This is a genomic window from Eikenella sp. NML99-0057 (assembly GCF_001648535.1).
GTDB classification, from domain to species: Bacteria; Pseudomonadota; Gammaproteobacteria; order Burkholderiales; family Neisseriaceae; genus Eikenella; species Eikenella exigua.
Map to the genome: position 1 here is coordinate 268962 of NZ_LXST01000002.1, position 16448 is coordinate 285409.

Sequence of the window (16448 nt, forward strand, 5' to 3'; positions counted from 1 at the left end):
CTACCTTGGCGGCACGGTTTTAACGGAGAAAGTGGCGGAAAGGAAGTAGTATTAGCTGCCGTACAAGGTGCTACCTGAAAGAGTGGTTTTGGCTAAACTTTTCATACATATTGCATTGGTTTGCCTTACCGCACTCCTGTGTTGTCTTCGGCTTGACACTTATAATATGAAGAATAATTGCTTTAGCTATATCAATTATTAAGGTATGGAGATAAACGAAAAAACAGCCCGGAAATTTGGGCTGTTTTGTGAAGATGGTGCCGACAATGAGACTTGAACTCATACGACCTACGGTCACTACCCCCTCAAGATAGCGTGTCTACCAATTCCACCATGTCGGCTGAAAAATCAGAATTTGTTTTTACTCCGGAATAACCGGTTTGCTGGCTGCTGCTGGTTGCGAAGCGGCTGGAGCGTGCTGCTGTGCTGCAGCAGGTGCATCCAACCCCAGTTTGTTACCGCTGCCCTGCTTGGAGGAAATGATGCTGAGTGCCAAACAGCAGCAGAAAAATACAGTAGCGGCGATAGCAGTGCTGCGGCTGAGGAAGTTGGCGCTGCCGGCAGAACCGAATACGCCTTGCGCGCTGCCGGTGCCAAAAGCCGCACCAGCATCAGCACCCTTGCCCTGCTGCATCAGCACTAAGCCGATGACAGCAATCGAGGCAAAGCCACCAATAATCATAATAAGGGTTTTAAAAGCTTCCATGTTTGTTTCGCTATTTATTGCTTTGCTGCGGCTTGAACGATGGCGGCAAAACTGTCGGCCTGCAAGGATGCGCCGCCGACTAAGGCACCGTCTACATTAGGCAGGGTCAGGATGGTTTGTGCGTTTTGTGCATTGACACTGCCGCCGTAAAGAGCGCGGATATTAGCACTCTTGTTGGTGAAAGACAAGAGCTCTGCGTAAATAAAAGCGTGCATATCGGCAATTTGTTCGGGGGAAGCCACTTGCCCGGTACCGATGGCCCATACCGGCTCGTAGGCAACGGCAATATGGGGCATGGCTTTGCCGCGCAATACAGAGAGTTGTTCGGCCACTACAGCTTGCTCCTGCGCAGCTTGGCGTTGGGCTAGAGTTTCGCCCACACACAGAATCGGGGTGAGTCCGGCGGCCAAGGCGTTGTCTAACTTGGCGGAGAGGGTTTCGTTATTTTCACCGAAATACTGGCGGCGTTCGGAGTGGCCGAGCAGCACGAATTGTGCGCCAAGGTCGGCCAGCATGGCGGCGGAAGTTTCGCCGGTGAATGCGCCGTCTTTATCGAAGCGGCTCACATCTTGCGCACCGACTGGCAGAGCGGGCGCAGCTTGTTTTAAGTCGAGCAGATAAGGCAGGGGAGCGGCAATACCGGTGCTGACGTTTTCAGGTAGCCTTTGTGTCGTCCAAGCTTGGGCAAATGCCGCTGTTGAGCTGCGGCGACCGTTCATTTTCCAGTTACCAATAATCCAAGGTTGTTGCCAATTCATGCTGTGCCGTCCTTTCGGTTGTGGGATGGTCGGGGCTTATTCTGCGGGGTTAGTTACGGTTTGAGTTTGTTCTGCTGCGGCAGTCAGGCGTGCCATTTGGGTGGCGATGCCTTGTTCGATTTTGGCCATGGAGCCGGATTCGACTTCGTGGTAGGCCTCGAGCAGGGCGTATTTGAAGGCTTCTACGTCTGCGCCGCCGTGGCTTTTGATTACGATGCCGCGCAGGCCGAGGAAGATGGCGCCGTTGAATTTGCGCGGGTCGAGGCGGTTTTTGAAGCCGTGCAGGGTGGGTAGTGCCAGCAGGGCCGCCAGCTTGTTCAGCCAGTTGCGGCTGAACTCTTCGCGGATAATGCCGCCGATGAATTTAACTGCCCCTTCGATGGCTTTCAATACGGCGTTGCCAGTAAAGCCGTCAGCCACGACAACATCGACTTCGCCACTGAACACAGCGTTGCCTTCCACGTTGCCAACAAAATTCAGCGGGCTTTGTTGCAACAGGTGGTGTGCTTCTTTAATCACGCTACCGCCTTTGATGTCTTCAGTACCGACATTAAGCAGGCCGATACGCGGTTGGCTGTTGCGCGGATACATGGCGCCGAACAGTTCGCCGCCCATCACGGCAAATTGCAACAGCTGGGCGGCGGAGCAATCCACGTTGGCGCCCAAATCCAGCATCAGGGCGAGGCCGCCGCCTTTAGAGGGCATGAATTTGGCAATTGCCGGCCGGTCGATGCCGGGCAGGGTTTTGAGCACGAAGCGGGCAGTGGCCATCAGTGCGCCGGTGTTACCGGCGGATACGGCTGCCTGCGCTGCTCCTGCTTTTACCTGGCTGATGGCCACGCGCATAGAAGAGTCTTTTTTGTTTTTCAAGGCCGACTGTGGGGCTTCGTCCATGCCCACCACTTCGCTGGCATGTATGATTTGTAGCCGCTCGTGTGAAGCGTGTTCGCTCAGTGTGCTGCGAACGGCTTCTTCATTGCCTACCAGAATGAGTTTGACATCAGTTTTTTCTTGTAGGAAGGCTAAAGCTGCCGGAATGGTAACCGTGAGGCCGGCATCGCCGCCCATTGCGTCTATGGCTAAAGTAATCATTTAATTCTGTGTTTCCGTTGTGTTCCGTTGCCGTGCCATGAGGCTACCTGAAAGATAGAATGGAATAGCGGCGGACGGATGGTATCAGGTAGCCCTTAGGGCAGTTGCGGTTTTTGGGCGGCTAGTGCGTTGTGTTCATTGATGTCGTCGGCATCCCAGGGGTAGTTAATCCACCAGTCGGGCGTAACAAGGCCGCTGAAGTAGGCGATATTGGGCGGTAGGGTGCCTTTTTTTTCTTTGATTTTTTCGTGCAATACGGCTACGCCTAGTGAAGCAAAGTTTTCTTTTTGCAGCTGTTCGAGGCAGAATTGCAGGGTAACGCGGCTGTCGTCTACTTCGTCCACCACCAAAACATGTTTGCCTTTCAAGCTCTCCGGCATTGGGTCGAGCCATTGGATTTTCTGCACGGAATCGCGGGGGTGTGGCTGTGGTCGTTACAGTAATAGGCGGTGGTGATGGCGTAGATTGGAATATTGATGAAGCTACGCAGCATCCGCGCGGGGATGAAACCGCCGCCGCCAATGGCGATCATCGCATCGTAGCGAGTGCCGGACGCTTGGATTTTTTGCGCCAGATGGCGGATGGCTTGATGAATCTCGTCGTAGGTGTACCAAATTTTTTCCGACATTTTCAATCCTTTGTTAAGTCGGCGCAGTGAGGGTTGTTATTGAGTTATCTGCGTGACGGCAAATTGTAAACAGCTGTTGAGCAGAGGGCAACCAATAGGCACAGAGGCTGTTTCAGGCTGCCTGAAACCCCGGTTTTCTTTGCTGCCCTATATTTGCAATGCAACGCAAAAAAGCCAGTAATTGCTAAGGGCAATCTGCTGGCTTGGAATCGGCCTATGGCTGATTTACTCGTCTTTGGCCTTAACGACTTTGCGGCCACGGTACATGCCGTTGGCGGAAATGTGGTGCGGGCGGTGTACTTCGCCGGTAGCGCTGTCTACAGACAGGGCGGGAGCGGTCAGCGCGTCGTGGGAGCGGTGCATGCCGCGGCGGGAGGGGGATTTCTTGTTTTGTTGAACAGCCATGTTGCAAACTCCTGAGGATAAACCTGAATAAAATAATTAACGACCACTTTTCAACGCCGCCAAAGCAGCAAACGGATTGGGGCGATCTTGATTGACGGCATCGAGCTGATCGGAATGGCAGCTTTCGTGGCAGGGGGCATACGGCAGCGCCATCAGAATCTGCTCTTCCACTAGCATGCCGACATCTAACTGCGCTTCTGGCAGCATGCCTTCGAGCTCTTCTTCGGCCGCCATGGCTTCATCCAGCGCTTCTTCGCTATCAAACAAAACGATATGCGCCTGTTCGTTTAAAGCAAAGGGCAACGGCTGCATGCAGCGTTGGCAAACCAGCGACAACTGCGCTGAAACCGATAAATCCAAATACAGGCGCTGCCGTTTATCGCAGCCGCCCTGTAAGGTAAAAGACACAGGCGTTTGCCGTTCGGCCAAAAACTCGTGCCGGCTCACGCGCTCATCCATCTCGCTCAGCCGGATTTGGCCGGCCAGATGCTGTGCCTGTTCGGCCAGTGCTTTCAGATCAATCAAAATAGGGTCTGACATAAACGTATCATGATATAATCAGCCGCCTGAAACGTCAATATTTTAATACGGTTTATGAACACAGCCCTGCCGATTGTTCTCGCTTCTTCTTCGCCGTTCCGACGGCGGCAGTTGGCCAAGCTCGGCCTGCAATTTGCCACTGCCGCGCCTGATTGCGATGAAACGCCGCTACCCGGCGAAACGCCCTGCCAAACTGCCGAACGGTTGGCCGAGGCCAAATCCCGCGCGCTGGTTGCGCGTTTCCCGCAGCATTTGATTATCGGTGCCGACCAAGTGGCCTGCTGCAACGGGCAGCAGCTGGGCAAGCCGATGGACGTGGCGAAAGCACAACAAATGCTGGCTGAAACCGCTGGCCGAGAGCTGCATTTTTATAGCGCATTGTGTGTGCTCAATACATTTTCAGGTAGTCTGCACTGCCATGTGGATACCACCACGGTAAAGATGCGCCCGCTTACCGCGCAGCAAATCGCCCGTTATCTGGAGCGCGAACCGGATGCGGTTTATTGCGCAGGCGGCGCGAAAAGCGAAGGTTTGGGCGGGGCGCTGATTGAACGCATCGACAGCAGCGATCCCAATGCCCTCATCGGCCTGCCGATTTTCCGGTTGATTGATTTTTTGCAGGCCGAAGGGGTGGCGGTTTTGTGAGCTTGAGGCTGCCTGAAATTTCAGGTAGCTCCTTTAAAATGTTTTAATGACTCAAGAAGGCAAGTTATGTTTATCGTTTCCCTAAGCTATATCAAACCATTATCCGAAATTGAGGCTTGTCTGCCCGCCCACATCGAATATCTCGACAGCCACTATGCTGCCGGCACGTTTTTGCTTTCCGGCCGCAAAGAGCCGCGCACCGGCGGCGTGATTATCATGCGTGCCGACAATCGGGCACAGGCCGAGGCTGTGATTGCCGAAGACCCGTTTTACCAAGCCAAACTGGCTGAATACCAAATCACCCAATTTATCCCCACCAAAACCGCCGCCGATTTGGATGCCTACCGTGAAACGCTTTGATACGGCATAGGTTACCTGAAAGCGAAGCTTCAACGCAGTTAAAATGAGTGAGGCGAGTTTCTCCGAAACTAAAACGCACCAGCAAGTTTCCGAATAGTGAGAGATAGCCCACCAAATTTTCAGGTAGCCTTTTCTAGGCCAGCAACAACACTATGCAACCCACTTTATTCCTTATCCCCACTCCGCTAGGCAGCCCAGATACCCCCTGCCTTCTGCCGCACGAGCAAAAGCTGCTGGCAGGCCTTACCGATTTTGTGGTTGAAGGCGAGAAAACCGCCCGCGCCTGCTTGCGCCATTTCGGTTTGAACGCTCCGCTGCAAGAGCTGAGCCTGCGCACGTTAAACAAACACACCGAGCCCGCCGAATTGCCCGATTTGCTGCAACCGCTGCGCCAAGGTCGCAGCATGGGTTTGCTCAGCGAAGCCGGCTGCCCTGCGGTGGCCGACCCCGGCGCGGTGCTGGTGGCGCTGGCGCATCGCGCCGGATTTGCCGTGTGGCCGCTGGTGGGGCCGTCCAGCCTGATGCTGGCCCTGATGGCCTCCGGTGCCAACGGCCAGCAGTTTGCCTTTCGCGGTTATCTGCCCGCCGATTCTGCCGGGCGGGTGGGCTACCTGAAAACCATCGAGCAGGATTCGCAGTGCCGCAACGAAAGCCAAATCTTTATCGAAACCCCCTATCGCAACAACGCCCTGCTGGCCGATGCCGTGGCCGCGCTGCAAGCCGATACCCTGCTGTGCGCCGCCAGCAACCTCACCCTGCCGGAGCAGCGTATCATCAGCATGACGGCGGGCGAATGGCGTAAACAGCCGCAACTGCCCGACCTGCACAAGCAGCCGACCGTATTTGTGGTGTACGCCGCCGGTCAAACGCCTGCACCTGCCCGCAAACGGCGTTAGAGGCTACCTGAAACCTTGGCTCGGCTACTTTTGAACACCTTGTTTTGGCGAAACTTGCTTTACTCGTTTTAGCTTCGTAGAAACTCACTTCGTTTGTTTTAACGGCGTTGAAGCTTCGTTTTCAGGTAGCCTGTGCCATCCAATCGTATTCAATAGAAGAGGCATTATGACCCCCATTCCCGTGAGCATCACCATGCTGGTGAAAAATGCCGAGCGGCACTTGGCAGACTGCTTGGCCGCACTGGCCGCATTTGACGAAATCATCGTGCTCGACAACGGCTCCACCGACCGCACGCTTGACATTGCCCGCCGCTTCCCCAATGTGGCCGTGCACCATCACGACTTTATCGGCTTCGGCCCGATGAAAAACCTGGCTGCCGGTTTGGCACGCAACGATTGGGTGCTCAATATCGACAGCGATGAAATCCTGCCGCCCGAGCAAGTGGAGGCCATCCGCGCGCTGGATTGGGGCGATAGCGGCAAAATCTACGCTCTGCCGCGCCTGAACCATTATCGCGGCCGCCCCATCAAAAGCTGCGGCTGGTATCCGGATTGGGTGAAACGCCTCTACCACCGCCAAACCGTGCGCTTCAACGACAACCAGGTACACGAATCCCTAATCGAACCGGCCGGCAGCAGCGTGGTGAGGCTACCTGAAAAACATCCGCTTCTGCATTATTCGTTCGACGGCGCCGCCGCCCTCATCAGCAAAATGCAGCACTACACCGATTTGTTTGCCGCGCAGCAGCAATTCAAACGGCGCGCTTCCGTGCTCAGTGCGGTGGGGCACGGCGCGGTGGCGTTTTTCAAAAACTATATTTTGAAACGCGGCATGTTCGACGGCGGCGACGGTTGGACGATTGCCTTTGCCAACGCCAGCGGCGCCTACTACAAATACATCAAGCTGCACGAAGCCAACCAGCGGCTCACCGTGTCGCTCATCACCACCACCTACAACCGCCCCGACGCGCTGGAAGCCGTGCTGCGTTCGGTGCTGGCGCAGCGCGTGCTGCCGCAGGAAGTGATTGTGGCCGACGACGGCTCGCGCGACGATACCCGTGCCGTGGTTGAACGCTATCGGGCGCAGTTCCCCGTGCCGCTGTTGCACGCCTGGCAGCCCGACGACGGTTTTCGCCTGGCCGAATCGCGCAACCGCGCCCTAGCGCAGGCGGGCAGTGACTATATCGTGATTATCGACGGCGATATGGTGCTGCATCCCGAATTTATCGCCGACCACAAACACGCCGCAAAAAAAGGCCTGTTTGTGCAGGGCAGCCGCGTGATCCTCACGCCCGAGAAAACCAACGAGCTGCTGGACAACCCTTCAAGCTACCGCGTGCTCAAATGGTATGAAAAGGGCTTGGAAAAACGTTTTGAAAAACGCTTCTCCGCCTGCCACCTACCGTGGCTTTCCAAGCGCATCCTACGCCGCGAAACCCGCGATGATTTCCACGGCATCCGCGGCTGCAATATGGCTTTCTTCCGCGAAGACGCGCTGAAAATCAACGGCTTCAACAGCGATTTTGTCGGCTGGGGGCGTGAAGACAGTGAATTTGTCGCCCGCTTTTTCAACAATGGCGGCCAACGCGCCAACCTGAAATTCGCCGCTGTGGCTTACCACCTCTACCACCCCGAAGCCGAACGCGCCGCCCTGCCGGAAAACGACCGCCTACTGGCCGCTGCTCAGGAACAGAAGCTGGTGTGGTGCGAAAACGGAGTGGATCGGTTTTTCCCGCAGAGTAAGCGCTGCAAATGATAAAAAGGCTACCTGAAATTTTCAGGTAGCCTTTTGGTTGAGAGAAGCAAGCGGTTAGCGGTTATTGTCGGTATTGTATTTTTTCTCCAGGTGGGAGAAGAACCAGGCCAGTGTCATGGTGAGCATCAGGTAAACCAAGGCGATGAAGTAATACGGTTCTTCATACACATAATAGCGGCCGGCCGCGCTCTTGGCGACATAGGTCAGCTCGGCTACGGCGATGGTGGCCAAGAGCGAGCTGTCTTTGAGCAGGGTGATAAATTCGTTGCCCAAGGGACCGAGCATATGGCGCAGGGTTTGCGGCAGGATGATGTAACGCATGGCTTGGCCGTAGCTCAAGCCGAGCGAGCGGGCAGCTTCCATTTGTCCGCGGTCGATAGATTTGATGCCGGAGCGGAATACTTCGGTGATGTAGGCGCCGGAGTTGAAGGAAAGTGCCAAGATACCAGCCACCAGCGGGGCATAGTTCTGGCGCAGGTAGATAGCCAAATCGCCGCTGATTAACAGGCCGTTTTGCTGATGCACCAAAAGGGGCGACCACACGTTGTGCCAAATAAAAATCTGTACCAGCATCGGCGTGCCGCGGAATAGGGTAACGTAGAGGCGCGAGCATTGTTGCAGCAGCCGCAGCAGGCCTTTGGTAACGATGTTGCCTTTTTCGATTCGAATCACGCGGATCAGGGCGTTGCACAAGCCCAGAATCATGCCGAAAAAGGTGGAGGCGGCGGCGATGCCGATGGTGGCCAGCATGCCGAAGAAGAACATTTGGCGATATTCGTAGATAATCGGAAAATGTTGGGAAAACAGTTGAATAAGGCCGGTTTCGCTGTTCATGGAAATCTTTGCTCTGCTGCGGTATGGCGAATTAACTTAACTTTTGCTACGACGTTGGCCCGCCTTGCCGTACTACCTGTACTATCTGCGGCTCGCCGCCTTGTATCGAAAATGTGTTAATCCGCTATCAAGGTTTACGGATTTTGACGAAATAAGAGGCGGATTGTACAAGAAAACGGCGGGTTTGTCAGTCGGCGGCAAGTGGCTGGGAAGGGGGCGTTGGCGGCGAAATGAATGGAGGCTACCCGAAAGCGAACTTCAACGAAGTTAAAACGGGATTCGTTTTCAGGTAGCCTGATTGCTATTGGCTGCTTAGTCGGCGGGGTTGGCCAGGCGGTTGATTTCGGCCAGTACGGCGGCGGGGTCGGGCGCTTGGGTGATGGGGCGGCCCATAACAAGGTAGCTGCTGCCGTCGGCGAGGGCTTGGGCAGGGGGCATGATACGGCGCTGGTCGTCTTGGTTGCTACCGGGGTTGGGGCGGATGCCGGGAGTAACCAACACGAATTCGCTGCCGCGCTGCTGGCGCAGGGAGGCAGCTTCGTGCGGGGAACAGACCACGCCGTCGAGGCCGGATTGCTGCGCCAGGGCGGCCCAGCGGGATGCCCAATCGGCAATGGGGGCAGTGAGGCCGAGTTCGTTGAGGTCTGCCTGTTCCATGCTGGTGAGGATGGTGACGCCGATGAGCAGGGGGCGTTGGCGGTGGTTGGCCACGGCTTCGGTGGCGGCTTCCATCATGCGGCGGCCGCCTGATGTGTGCATATCCACCATCCACACGCCCATGTCGGCGGCCACGCGGCAGGCGGCGGCCACGGTGTTGGGGATGTCGTGGTATTTGAGGTCGAGGAAGAGTTGGAAGCCTTGGTTGATTAGGGCTTCGGCCAGACGGCGGCCGGTGGCGGTAAACAGCTCTTTACCGATTTTGAGGCGGCACAAATCGGGGCTTAAGCGGCGCACGAAGGCGAGGGTGTCGGCTTCGTTGGCAAAATCGAGGGCAACGATAACGGGGGTGCGGCGGGCGGGCGGGGCGGGGTCGAGGATAAGGGGGTTCATGGGGATGGGGGCGGATGGGTTGGAATGGAAAAGGCTACCTGAAAGCCGTGTTGCTGAGGAATAGGTTTCAGGTAGCCTTTAATTAAGCGTCAAGCGGGGGCATGGGACTGCCGCTTTCGCCGGCAGCGGCAGTGAGCTCGGCGAATTCTGCAGGGTGACGGCGGATGTAGGAGCAGACGGTACAGAAGTCGTCTTCACACACGAGGCAGTAGTCGGCATCGAGCTCGTCAAACTGGGGGAATTGTATGCGCAGTTTTTCAATGCTGCTGTTTGGGGTGGCGGCTTGGATGGTGGCGCCGTGCTGTTGGTAAAGGGCGTGGGCGCGATCGATGATGTTGGGGGTGTCGCGAACGCCCCATTGGCGCAGGTATTCGGCGGTTTCGGGGGCGAGGGCGTGTTCGCCCCGGCCATCGGCAATCAGCACCACGAAGCCGTCGTCTTCCATCAGAAGGTCGAGGCTGAGGTAGGCGAGCAGGGCGCGTTGGGCACCGCTGTAGCGTTCGATAAAACGGTCGCTGTGGCGGATGCGGTGTGTCCACACGTTGAGCATGCGGTACATTTGGTTGATGGTCATCATGTTATCGGGCATTTTGTTTTCCGTTCGGGGCTAAACTTCGATTTTGTTGGGGGTGAAGGTTTCCCATTTGTTGCAGGCGGGACAGTGCCAGAAGAATACTTGCGATTTGAAATGGCAGTGGCGGCAGCGGTACATCACGTTTTTCTGCAGGGTGCGCCCGATCACGCCGCGCATCATGTCAGCATCGCTCTTCCAGGCAGGATCGAGGTTGTTCAGGCGCAGACCGAGCAGGCGGTATACGCCGCCGAGGTCAGGCTTTTGGCGCACGAGTTCCACGGCGGTTTCGGCCGCTTTTTCTTCGCCGTAGAGCAGCAGCGATTTTTCGTACACTACGTTGATTAAATCGAGCTGGGGAAAGGTTTTCAGGTAGCCTGTGAGCACGGCGAGGCCGGCGGCGGCTTCGCCTTGGGCATCGTAGGCGTCATACAGTTTTTCGCCCACCATGCTTAAGTAGGCATGGTTTTGTTTTTCGATGGCGGTGTAGGCGGCTACGGCGGCGGGGTAGTTGCCCAGCTTTTGCTCCAAGTCGCCGAGAATCATGTTGGCGCGGGCGCATTTGCGGTTGGCGTCCAGTGCTTTGGCAATATTGGCACGGGCTTGCTCGAAGTCGGATTTGAACAGGGCAGCTTGTGCCAGCTCACAATAGAATTGGGCGATTTCGAAGCGGTAGGTTTGTTCGTCGTGGCTGAGCAGCTGGGCAGTGTCGATGGCTTTGGCCCAGTCGCGGTCTTGCTGGTAGATATTCAGCAGCACTTGGCGGGCTTGGGCGGCCATATTGCCTTGCTGCAGGCCGAGGAAAATCTGCTCGGCGCGGTCTACCAAGCCGGCGCTTTGGTAGTCTTGCCCGAGTTCAAACAGCACTTGGTTGCGCTTTTCGCCCACGGTTTCGGGCGCTTCGAGCAGGGCTTGGTGCATGCGGATGGCTTTGTCGTTTTCGCCGCGCTGGCGGTAGAGTTTGCCCAGGGTGAGGTGCAGCTCGTAGGCGTTGTCGCCGGCGGGCAGCAGGTCGGTCATGTCGGCCAGGTGGCGGGCGGCGCTGCCGAGGTTGTGGTCTACCAGGGCATCCAGGCTGGCGTAAAACGCGGTGGGCACGGATTTGGCCTGCTTAAGCACGGCTTTCATGTCTACCCGGGCGGCAAACCAGCCCATGGCAAAGAAGACGGGCAGCAGGATAATCGGGGTGAGCCACCACCAAATATTGCCGTCCATGCGCCTATTCCTTCACCGGGGCGGCGTTGGGCACAGGCTGAGTGGCATCGGCGGGCGCGGGCGTTTGCAGCTGCTCCTGCGCGATCCGGGCGTTTTTGCGCACTTCGTTGCGCAGGCGGTTGTTTTCATGGCGCAAGGAGAGTAGGCGGCCAAACATGGAAAACACGCCGAACACCGCGCCGATAACGAAAAACGCCAAGAGCAGCAGAATCAGCGGCAGGCTGATTTCGCTGCCGGGCAGGTAGCTGAAGCTGACGAGATGGGTGTTGAATGCGGCTAAAACGATAAAAACCGCTAAAAGCAGCAGTTTGATGATGAGCGAAAACAGTTTCATGAAGCTAGGCCTTTCGTCATGCGGGCGGGAATGGATATCAATGGTGAAGTGTAAACTATTTGAGGAGTTTCAGGTAGCCTGCCGGGCAGTGGGAAGGCTACCTGAAAATATGTTATGATGGTTTCATCTTAAGTAAGTTTGCTGTCATCTAACCTGCATTAAGCGGCTAACCATTTCAACAATAATAAAATATCCAATCAAACCCTGCCGGCCGGATTTTTCTCCCACTCGTTAAACAAATTAAGGAGCAATCTGATGTCTGCAACTGCTGTTACCTCTGTATCTGAATCCCTATTCAAACTCGGCCTGAACCAGGCGCTGCCCGTGAGCGAGCAGGCCACCACTTCACGCACTGTGCTGAATAACGACTTGCTGCGTGTGGTGGCTTTCACGCTTGATGCCGGCCAAGTGCTCACCGAGCACACCTCTACCAAGGCCGTGGTGGTTACCCTACTGGAAGGCGAGATGGATTTCTCCATCGGCGCGCGCCACGAAATCCTGCATGCGGGAGATGTGGTGTATCTTGCCCCGAACGAACGCCATGCGTTGAGTGCAGTGAGCGCTTGCCGGATGCAGCTGGTGATGGTGAACGTGGATTGAGCTTGGTGCCTCGGGTGTTGAAGCTACCTGAAAATGAAATAGCAGCTGGATATGGCTATTTTTCAGGTAGCCTTTACCCCTGATTCCGGGCTACTTGAAAAACGATTTACCCACACAGTCGCTACAAATTTTAACCTAGGGCTAACAGTAGATTAAGAAAACGGTTTGTTACAATGCACCCAATGTTCTGCATTGGGTTTTGGCCGCGTAAAAGGCCAATCCGCCTAGAGAACGCCAATTACATTCCAACATGAAGGGAGTTTGAAAATGAAGTTTTGGCAATCTACTGCATTAGCTGCTTTGGCCGTGGGCATCGCTGCTCCGGCATTTGCTGCTGGCGGCACTGTGTCTTATGTCTGCCAACAAGGCAAACAGGTGGATGTGAGCTATCAGTTCAACAGCCGTGGCAAACCCGTGTCTGCGCGCGCCCGCCTCAACGGCAGCAACCGCAACATGGCTTTCGATGCGCGCCGCTCTGACAGCACGGGCACAGCGTTTAAAGACCGTGCCGGCTACAACCTGACCGGCCCGGTGCTTACCGCCAGCAACTACCGCAGTGAAGAAGGCATCAGCATCCTCTCGCCGCGCAGCGAATTCCTGTATAAAGACTGTAATCCGCGCCACAACGAGCCTGCCCGTCAAGTGCCGCCCGCCGCAGCCCGTAGCGGCAGTGTGGCCTACGTTTGCCAGCAGGGCCGCCGCTTGAATGTGAATTACCACTTCAATTCCGCCGGCGTGCCTACTAGCGCCGAGCTGAGAGTGAACAACCGCAATCTGCGTTTGCCGTATAACCTGTCGGCTTCCGACAATGTGGACACCGTATTCAGCGCCAACGGCTACCGCCTGACTACCAATGCTATGGATTCGGCCAACTACCGTAGCCAAGATATCATCGTGAGCGCGCCCAACGGCCAAATGCTGTATAAGGATTGCTCTCCTGCCCGTTAATTTGGTGCGGTGGATAAACAAGCAGGCACAACTTTGCGATTGTGCCTGCTTTGTTTGGCTATGGTGTTTCAGGTAGCCTTGGTGTTTCAACGATGCTCAGCAGCTTTTCTGCTAAATCGGTTTTAGCCAAATCAGAGAAGCGGATGCTCAAGCCGTCGGCCAAGTCGTTTACCACGATGAAGTCGTTGCCTTTTGAAACGTGATCGCCCACATATCCACATTCGGTGCCATGGTATAGTCTGAATAGGTGAATACACGGATGTTGCCGGAGGGCGGTATCGATACATGGGCTGGGAATATCGCCGGCGTGGGCAGACGGCAGCTCCCACAGAGAGAGATATTGAGTTTGAAGGGTGTACGTATGGCAGTAAGTAAAACAGGCTACCTGAAAAGGTAGCCTGTTTGGGATTTGGTGCCGGCGGCAGGAATCGAACTCGCGACCCCCTGATTACAAGTCACGAGAATTTTATATAACCCATTGATTTAGCTAATTTACCGCTTGCTAAAACTTTGGATACCTTGGCCGTATTAAACCACACGCTGGCAAACTTTGTCCAAACTCTTTATTAGCCATCTTTGTACTGGCTGTTGTCTAATTAGGCCATGCCTTGATTAGGCCGTCATGCCGTGCCGCACAGTCGTTATACAGATGCACCACTTCCAGCGCCCACGGCAGCATCACCTTGCCCGTTGTTCCCGACAATTCGGGCAGCCTGGGGCAGGGCATAGCCAAATCGGCCGGCGGCTCAATGGCGCTCGGCAATGGCGGCGTTGAGGACTTGCACCCCGGAAGCATCAACGCAATCGCCAGTAAACACAGGCCGCTCGATAATTTGCTGTACCACTTCACGCCTTACCCTCACTTTCTCGTCCGCTTTGGACTTCTCTTGTTGATATTCCACGCTTGCCGCATGGGCGGTTTTTTGATGCTTCTGCTTTTGCTCGGCCAGTTTGGCATTGATGGCTGCCGTGGCCGCAGCATAGCCCGCTTGGTAGCGTTGCCTACCATACCAATATTCCCCGCCTACCACCGCCGCCAACAGCGCGGCAAGGGCAAGTGGTTTCCAGTATTTGTATAAATAAGTCATATAATTACCAATGATATGTTTAATATGTCACTATTTTTAGTCACATTTACTTGATATGTACACGGCATCAACCTATACTGCAAATACCTTTAAAAATTCATAAAAAATAAACATGACAAAATGGCAAGCTGAAGTTCCTTACAACAATCTTCCATCATTACCTCCCGTCCAAGACGTTGAAGATAAATTTATTTTAAAACACTGTATCCGTGCCCGAGTGGCGCTTGGAGAGTTAAAACAAGCGGCAGAACTTATTCCCAATCAGGCCATGCTGATCAATACGCTACCAGTAATGGAGGCAAGGGCAAGTTCTGAGATTGAGAATATTGTTACAACTGCCGACAAACTGTTTCAGTCTCTGCAATTATCTCAAGACAGTATCGACCCCGCTACCAAAGAAGCTCTTCAATACAGAAATGCTTTATTATCAGGGTTCCAATCACTACAACGTCTCCCTTTGTGTACGCAAACTGCTGTGCAGGTATGTAGTGTAATTAAAGGGCGTGATATGGATATTCGCCGTATTGGTGGAACAGCGCTGAAAACTGGGCATAGCGGTAAAATTGTCTATACACCTCCGGAAGGAGAGGAGTTAATACGGCAGAAATTGGCTAATTGGGAAAAATTCATCCATGAATCCGACCATATCGACCCTTTGATAGTTATGGCAATAGCTCACTATCAGTTTGAAGCAATCCACCCGTTTGCAGATGGGAATGGGCGAACTGGCCGTGTACTAAATAGTCTGTTCCTGATTGAAAAAGGATTACTTGGGCTACCTATACTCTATCTTAGTCGTTATATTATTCAACACAAAACCGATTATTACCGCTTGTTGCTAGGCGTAACTGAGAAGCAGCACTGGCAAGATTGGATTGTCTATATTCTGAGGGGGGTGGAAGAAACTGCCGGCTGGACATTGGCAAAAATAGAAGGCATCAAGCGGCTGGCAGATGAAACCCGTATATACATCCAAAAGGCGGCACCAACACTATATAGCAGGGAGTTGTCTGATTTGCTTTTCGAGCAACCCTATACCCGTATCGGCAACCTTGAAACTGCAGGTATTGCCAAGCGGCAGACTGCTTCTAAATATCTAAAAGAGCTGGTGAAAATCGGCGTATTGCGTGAAATGACAATTGGTAGGGAAAAATTGTTTATTCATCCAAAGTTGATGGATTTACTATATAGCGATGACAACCAGTTTCAGCCATATGTCTGATTTTCAGGCAGCCCCTTGCATTTGCAGGGGGTTTTGTTTATGATAACCGCACTACTAAATGTCAAGCGGATATCCGCCCCGTCAGTGCGCATTTTTTGTGCCTGATATTTTTCAGGTAGCCTCCAATGGCGGGTCTATACGCAGAAATACAACACCTCCGGGGAATACTGCGAGCCGTCTTGACACGGTAGTTGAAGCCCGCCGCCCTATTCAGCGGCAACACTAAACTAAACTGTCAAGGAGTTCATCATGAACGCAATCTCTGTAGCCAATGTGGCTATCCGTCAATTCGACAACCTATATTCCCTCAATGATTTACATAAAGCCAGTGGTGGCGAGAAACGCCATGAACTGACAAACTGGCTGAAATTGCAGCAAACTACTGAATTGATTGATGAAATATCCAAACCTGAAATTACAGGTTTGAAAGAAAATCAACAAGTTATCAAAGTAGTTCGCGGCGGTAGTAAGCGCGGCACTTACGCATGCAAAGAATTGGTGTATGCCTACGCTACTTGGATTAGTGCCAAATTCTTTTTACAGGTTATCCGCACTTTCGATGCAGTTGTTTCAGGCAGCCTGCACGCTCCCGAAGCTCTGCCCTCTGCCCAAACCACGATAGACGAACGGCGCGGCCTGGTGGATGCGGTCAAGCTGCTGGTAGCCCGCTGCGGTATCGATTATTCGGCTGCCTACCGCATGGTGCATCAGCGCTTCGGTGTGGCGCATATCGACCAAATCGCCGCCCCGTTGTTGCCCTCTGCGGTGGCTTATGTGCATTCGCTGGCATTGCAGGGGCG

The 16448-nt window shown here is 54.4% G+C and carries 21 protein-coding genes, 1 tRNA gene and 1 pseudogene; 8 read left to right on the plus strand and 15 right to left on the minus strand.

Annotated features, from left to right (window positions below; translation table 11 throughout):
- Positions 1–255: 255 nt before the first annotated feature.
- From A7Q03_RS04780 to A7Q03_RS04810, 7 genes and pseudogenes are all read right to left on the minus strand, one after another.
- Positions 256–341 (minus strand) — tRNA-Leu (locus A7Q03_RS04780).
- A gap of 20 nt (positions 342–361) precedes the next feature.
- Positions 362–706 (minus strand): preprotein translocase subunit SecG, encoded by a 345-nt coding sequence (gene secG, locus A7Q03_RS04785; protein WP_067441471.1) that lies wholly within the window; start codon positions 704–706, stop codon positions 362–364.
- 14 nt (positions 707–720) lie between these two features.
- Positions 721–1464: a triose-phosphate isomerase gene (tpiA, locus tag A7Q03_RS04790; protein ID WP_067447815.1), complete on the minus strand. Its 744-nt coding sequence runs from the start codon at positions 1462–1464 to the stop codon at positions 721–723.
- A 36-nt stretch (positions 1465–1500) separates the two neighbouring features.
- Positions 1501–2556 carry a phosphate acyltransferase PlsX gene (plsX, locus tag A7Q03_RS04795; protein WP_067447817.1) on the minus strand — a complete coding sequence of 352 codons (1056 nt, stop codon included), beginning with the start codon at positions 2554–2556 and terminating at the stop codon, positions 1501–1503.
- A 95-nt stretch (positions 2557–2651) separates the two neighbouring features.
- Positions 2652–3184: pseudogene (locus A7Q03_RS04800) on the minus strand (phosphoribosyltransferase).
- 225 nt (positions 3185–3409) lie between these two features.
- Positions 3410–3589, minus strand: a complete 180-nt coding sequence (rpmF, locus tag A7Q03_RS04805; protein WP_067441481.1) for a 50S ribosomal protein L32 — start codon at positions 3587–3589, stop codon at positions 3410–3412.
- 36 nt (positions 3590–3625) lie between these two features.
- Positions 3626–4129: a DUF177 domain-containing protein gene (locus A7Q03_RS04810; protein WP_067447819.1), complete on the minus strand. Its 504-nt coding sequence runs from the start codon at positions 4127–4129 to the stop codon at positions 3626–3628.
- A gap of 54 nt (positions 4130–4183) precedes the next feature.
- On the opposite strand from A7Q03_RS04810, the gene A7Q03_RS04815 reads away from it, so the two are divergent.
- The 4 genes from A7Q03_RS04815 (at position 4184) to A7Q03_RS04830 (ending at position 7786) form a co-directional block, all read left to right on the plus strand.
- Positions 4184–4774 carry a nucleoside triphosphate pyrophosphatase gene (locus A7Q03_RS04815; RefSeq protein WP_067447821.1) on the plus strand — a complete coding sequence of 197 codons (591 nt, stop codon included), beginning with the start codon at positions 4184–4186 and terminating at the stop codon, positions 4772–4774.
- 66 nt (positions 4775–4840) lie between these two features.
- On the plus strand, positions 4841–5134 hold the full coding sequence (locus A7Q03_RS04820) for a YciI family protein (protein WP_067447823.1): 294 nt from the start codon (positions 4841–4843) through the stop codon (positions 5132–5134).
- A 152-nt stretch (positions 5135–5286) separates the two neighbouring features.
- The gene (locus A7Q03_RS04825) at positions 5287–6030 is read left to right on the plus strand and encodes an SAM-dependent methyltransferase (protein WP_067447825.1); all 744 of its coding nucleotides are present in this window, start codon (positions 5287–5289) and stop codon (positions 6028–6030) included.
- A 166-nt stretch (positions 6031–6196) separates the two neighbouring features.
- Positions 6197–7786, plus strand: coding sequence for a glycosyltransferase (locus A7Q03_RS04830; protein ID WP_067447827.1), 1590 nt, complete (start codon positions 6197–6199; stop codon positions 7784–7786).
- 54 nt (positions 7787–7840) lie between these two features.
- Here the strand turns inward: A7Q03_RS04830 and A7Q03_RS04835 are convergent, their stop codons facing one another.
- The 5 genes from A7Q03_RS04835 to A7Q03_RS04855 form a co-directional block, all read right to left on the minus strand.
- Entirely contained in the window at positions 7841–8620 is a 780-nt protein-coding gene (locus tag A7Q03_RS04835) for an amino acid ABC transporter permease (protein WP_067447829.1), read from the minus strand.
- A 312-nt stretch (positions 8621–8932) separates the two neighbouring features.
- Positions 8933–9670 carry an orotidine-5'-phosphate decarboxylase gene (gene pyrF / locus A7Q03_RS04840; RefSeq protein WP_067447831.1) on the minus strand — a complete coding sequence of 246 codons (738 nt, stop codon included), beginning with the start codon at positions 9668–9670 and terminating at the stop codon, positions 8933–8935.
- Between the two features lie 82 nt (positions 9671–9752).
- Positions 9753–10259 carry a DUF4375 domain-containing protein gene (locus A7Q03_RS04845; protein ID WP_082880680.1) on the minus strand — a complete coding sequence of 169 codons (507 nt, stop codon included), beginning with the start codon at positions 10257–10259 and terminating at the stop codon, positions 9753–9755.
- Between the two features lie 18 nt (positions 10260–10277).
- The gene (gene lapB / locus A7Q03_RS04850) at positions 10278–11456 is read right to left on the minus strand and encodes a lipopolysaccharide assembly protein LapB (RefSeq protein ID WP_067447833.1); all 1179 of its coding nucleotides are present in this window, start codon (positions 11454–11456) and stop codon (positions 10278–10280) included.
- 4 nt (positions 11457–11460) lie between these two features.
- The gene (locus A7Q03_RS04855; RefSeq protein WP_067447835.1) at positions 11461–11790 is read right to left on the minus strand and encodes a lipopolysaccharide assembly LapA domain-containing protein; all 330 of its coding nucleotides are present in this window, start codon (positions 11788–11790) and stop codon (positions 11461–11463) included.
- A 255-nt stretch (positions 11791–12045) separates the two neighbouring features.
- Here A7Q03_RS04855 and A7Q03_RS04860 point away from each other — a divergent pair, with 255 nt between their 5' ends.
- Positions 12046–12390: a cupin domain-containing protein gene (locus A7Q03_RS04860; protein ID WP_067441515.1), complete on the plus strand. Its 345-nt coding sequence runs from the start codon at positions 12046–12048 to the stop codon at positions 12388–12390.
- Between the two features lie 267 nt (positions 12391–12657).
- Positions 12658–13338 (plus strand): hypothetical protein, encoded by a 681-nt coding sequence (locus A7Q03_RS04865; RefSeq protein WP_082880681.1) that lies wholly within the window; start codon positions 12658–12660, stop codon positions 13336–13338.
- A 58-nt stretch (positions 13339–13396) separates the two neighbouring features.
- On the opposite strand, the gene A7Q03_RS10115 is transcribed toward A7Q03_RS04865, so the two are convergent.
- The 3 genes from A7Q03_RS10115 to A7Q03_RS04870 form a co-directional block, all read right to left on the minus strand.
- The gene (locus A7Q03_RS10115; RefSeq protein ID WP_153705623.1) at positions 13397–13549 is read right to left on the minus strand and encodes a hypothetical protein; all 153 of its coding nucleotides are present in this window, start codon (positions 13547–13549) and stop codon (positions 13397–13399) included.
- Positions 13550–13930: 381 nt separating this feature from the next.
- Complete coding sequence (locus A7Q03_RS10715; protein WP_255361792.1) at positions 13931–14065, minus strand: hypothetical protein; 135 nt, start codon at positions 14063–14065, stop codon at positions 13931–13933.
- Positions 14066–14084: 19 nt separating this feature from the next.
- Positions 14085–14426 carry a hypothetical protein gene (locus A7Q03_RS04870; protein ID WP_067447839.1) on the minus strand — a complete coding sequence of 114 codons (342 nt, stop codon included), beginning with the start codon at positions 14424–14426 and terminating at the stop codon, positions 14085–14087.
- Positions 14427–14538: 112 nt separating this feature from the next.
- On the opposite strand from A7Q03_RS04870, the gene fic reads away from it, so the two are divergent.
- On the plus strand, positions 14539–15648 hold the full coding sequence (gene fic, locus A7Q03_RS04875; protein WP_067447841.1) for a protein adenylyltransferase Fic: 1110 nt from the start codon (positions 14539–14541) through the stop codon (positions 15646–15648).
- A 249-nt stretch (positions 15649–15897) separates the two neighbouring features.
- Positions 15898–16448: KilA-N domain-containing protein (locus A7Q03_RS04880; RefSeq protein WP_197474746.1), on the plus strand; the 551-nt coding region annotated here is incomplete at its 3' end.

What these genes read in the sequence shown, in the direction of transcription:
- secG (WP_067441471.1), bottom strand. Translation starts at nt 706, where the DNA reads ATGGAAGCTTTTAAAACCCTTATTATGATTATTGGTGGCTTTGCCTCG.
- tpiA (WP_067447815.1), bottom strand. Translation starts at nt 1,464, where the DNA reads ATGAATTGGCAACAACCTTGGATTATTGGTAACTGGAAAATGAACGGT.
- plsX (WP_067447817.1), bottom strand. Translation starts at nt 2,556, where the DNA reads ATGATTACTTTAGCCATAGACGCAATGGGCGGCGATGCCGGCCTCACG.
- rpmF (WP_067441481.1), bottom strand. Translation starts at nt 3,589, where the DNA reads ATGGCTGTTCAACAAAACAAGAAATCCCCCTCCCGCCGCGGCATGCAC.
- A7Q03_RS04810 (WP_067447819.1), bottom strand. Translation starts at nt 4,129, where the DNA reads ATGTCAGACCCTATTTTGATTGATCTGAAAGCACTGGCCGAACAGGCA.
- A7Q03_RS04815 (WP_067447821.1), top strand. Translation starts at nt 4,184, where the DNA reads ATGAACACAGCCCTGCCGATTGTTCTCGCTTCTTCTTCGCCGTTCCGA.
- A7Q03_RS04820 (WP_067447823.1), top strand. Translation starts at nt 4,841, where the DNA reads ATGTTTATCGTTTCCCTAAGCTATATCAAACCATTATCCGAAATTGAG.
- A7Q03_RS04825 (WP_067447825.1), top strand. Translation starts at nt 5,287, where the DNA reads ATGCAACCCACTTTATTCCTTATCCCCACTCCGCTAGGCAGCCCAGAT.
- A7Q03_RS04830 (WP_067447827.1), top strand. Translation starts at nt 6,197, where the DNA reads ATGACCCCCATTCCCGTGAGCATCACCATGCTGGTGAAAAATGCCGAG.
- A7Q03_RS04835 (WP_067447829.1), bottom strand. Translation starts at nt 8,620, where the DNA reads ATGAACAGCGAAACCGGCCTTATTCAACTGTTTTCCCAACATTTTCCG.
- pyrF (WP_067447831.1), bottom strand. Translation starts at nt 9,670, where the DNA reads ATGAACCCCCTTATCCTCGACCCCGCCCCGCCCGCCCGCCGCACCCCC.
- A7Q03_RS04845 (WP_082880680.1), bottom strand. Translation starts at nt 10,259, where the DNA reads ATGCCCGATAACATGATGACCATCAACCAAATGTACCGCATGCTCAAC.
- lapB (WP_067447833.1), bottom strand. Translation starts at nt 11,456, where the DNA reads ATGGACGGCAATATTTGGTGGTGGCTCACCCCGATTATCCTGCTGCCC.
- A7Q03_RS04855 (WP_067447835.1), bottom strand. Translation starts at nt 11,790, where the DNA reads ATGAAACTGTTTTCGCTCATCATCAAACTGCTGCTTTTAGCGGTTTTT.
- A7Q03_RS04860 (WP_067441515.1), top strand. Translation starts at nt 12,046, where the DNA reads ATGTCTGCAACTGCTGTTACCTCTGTATCTGAATCCCTATTCAAACTC.
- A7Q03_RS04865 (WP_082880681.1), top strand. Translation starts at nt 12,658, where the DNA reads ATGAAGTTTTGGCAATCTACTGCATTAGCTGCTTTGGCCGTGGGCATC.
- A7Q03_RS10715 (WP_255361792.1), bottom strand. Translation starts at nt 14,065, where the DNA reads ATGCCCTGCCCCAGGCTGCCCGAATTGTCGGGAACAACGGGCAAGGTG.
- A7Q03_RS04870 (WP_067447839.1), bottom strand. Translation starts at nt 14,426, where the DNA reads ATGACTTATTTATACAAATACTGGAAACCACTTGCCCTTGCCGCGCTG.
- fic (WP_067447841.1), top strand. Translation starts at nt 14,539, where the DNA reads ATGACAAAATGGCAAGCTGAAGTTCCTTACAACAATCTTCCATCATTA.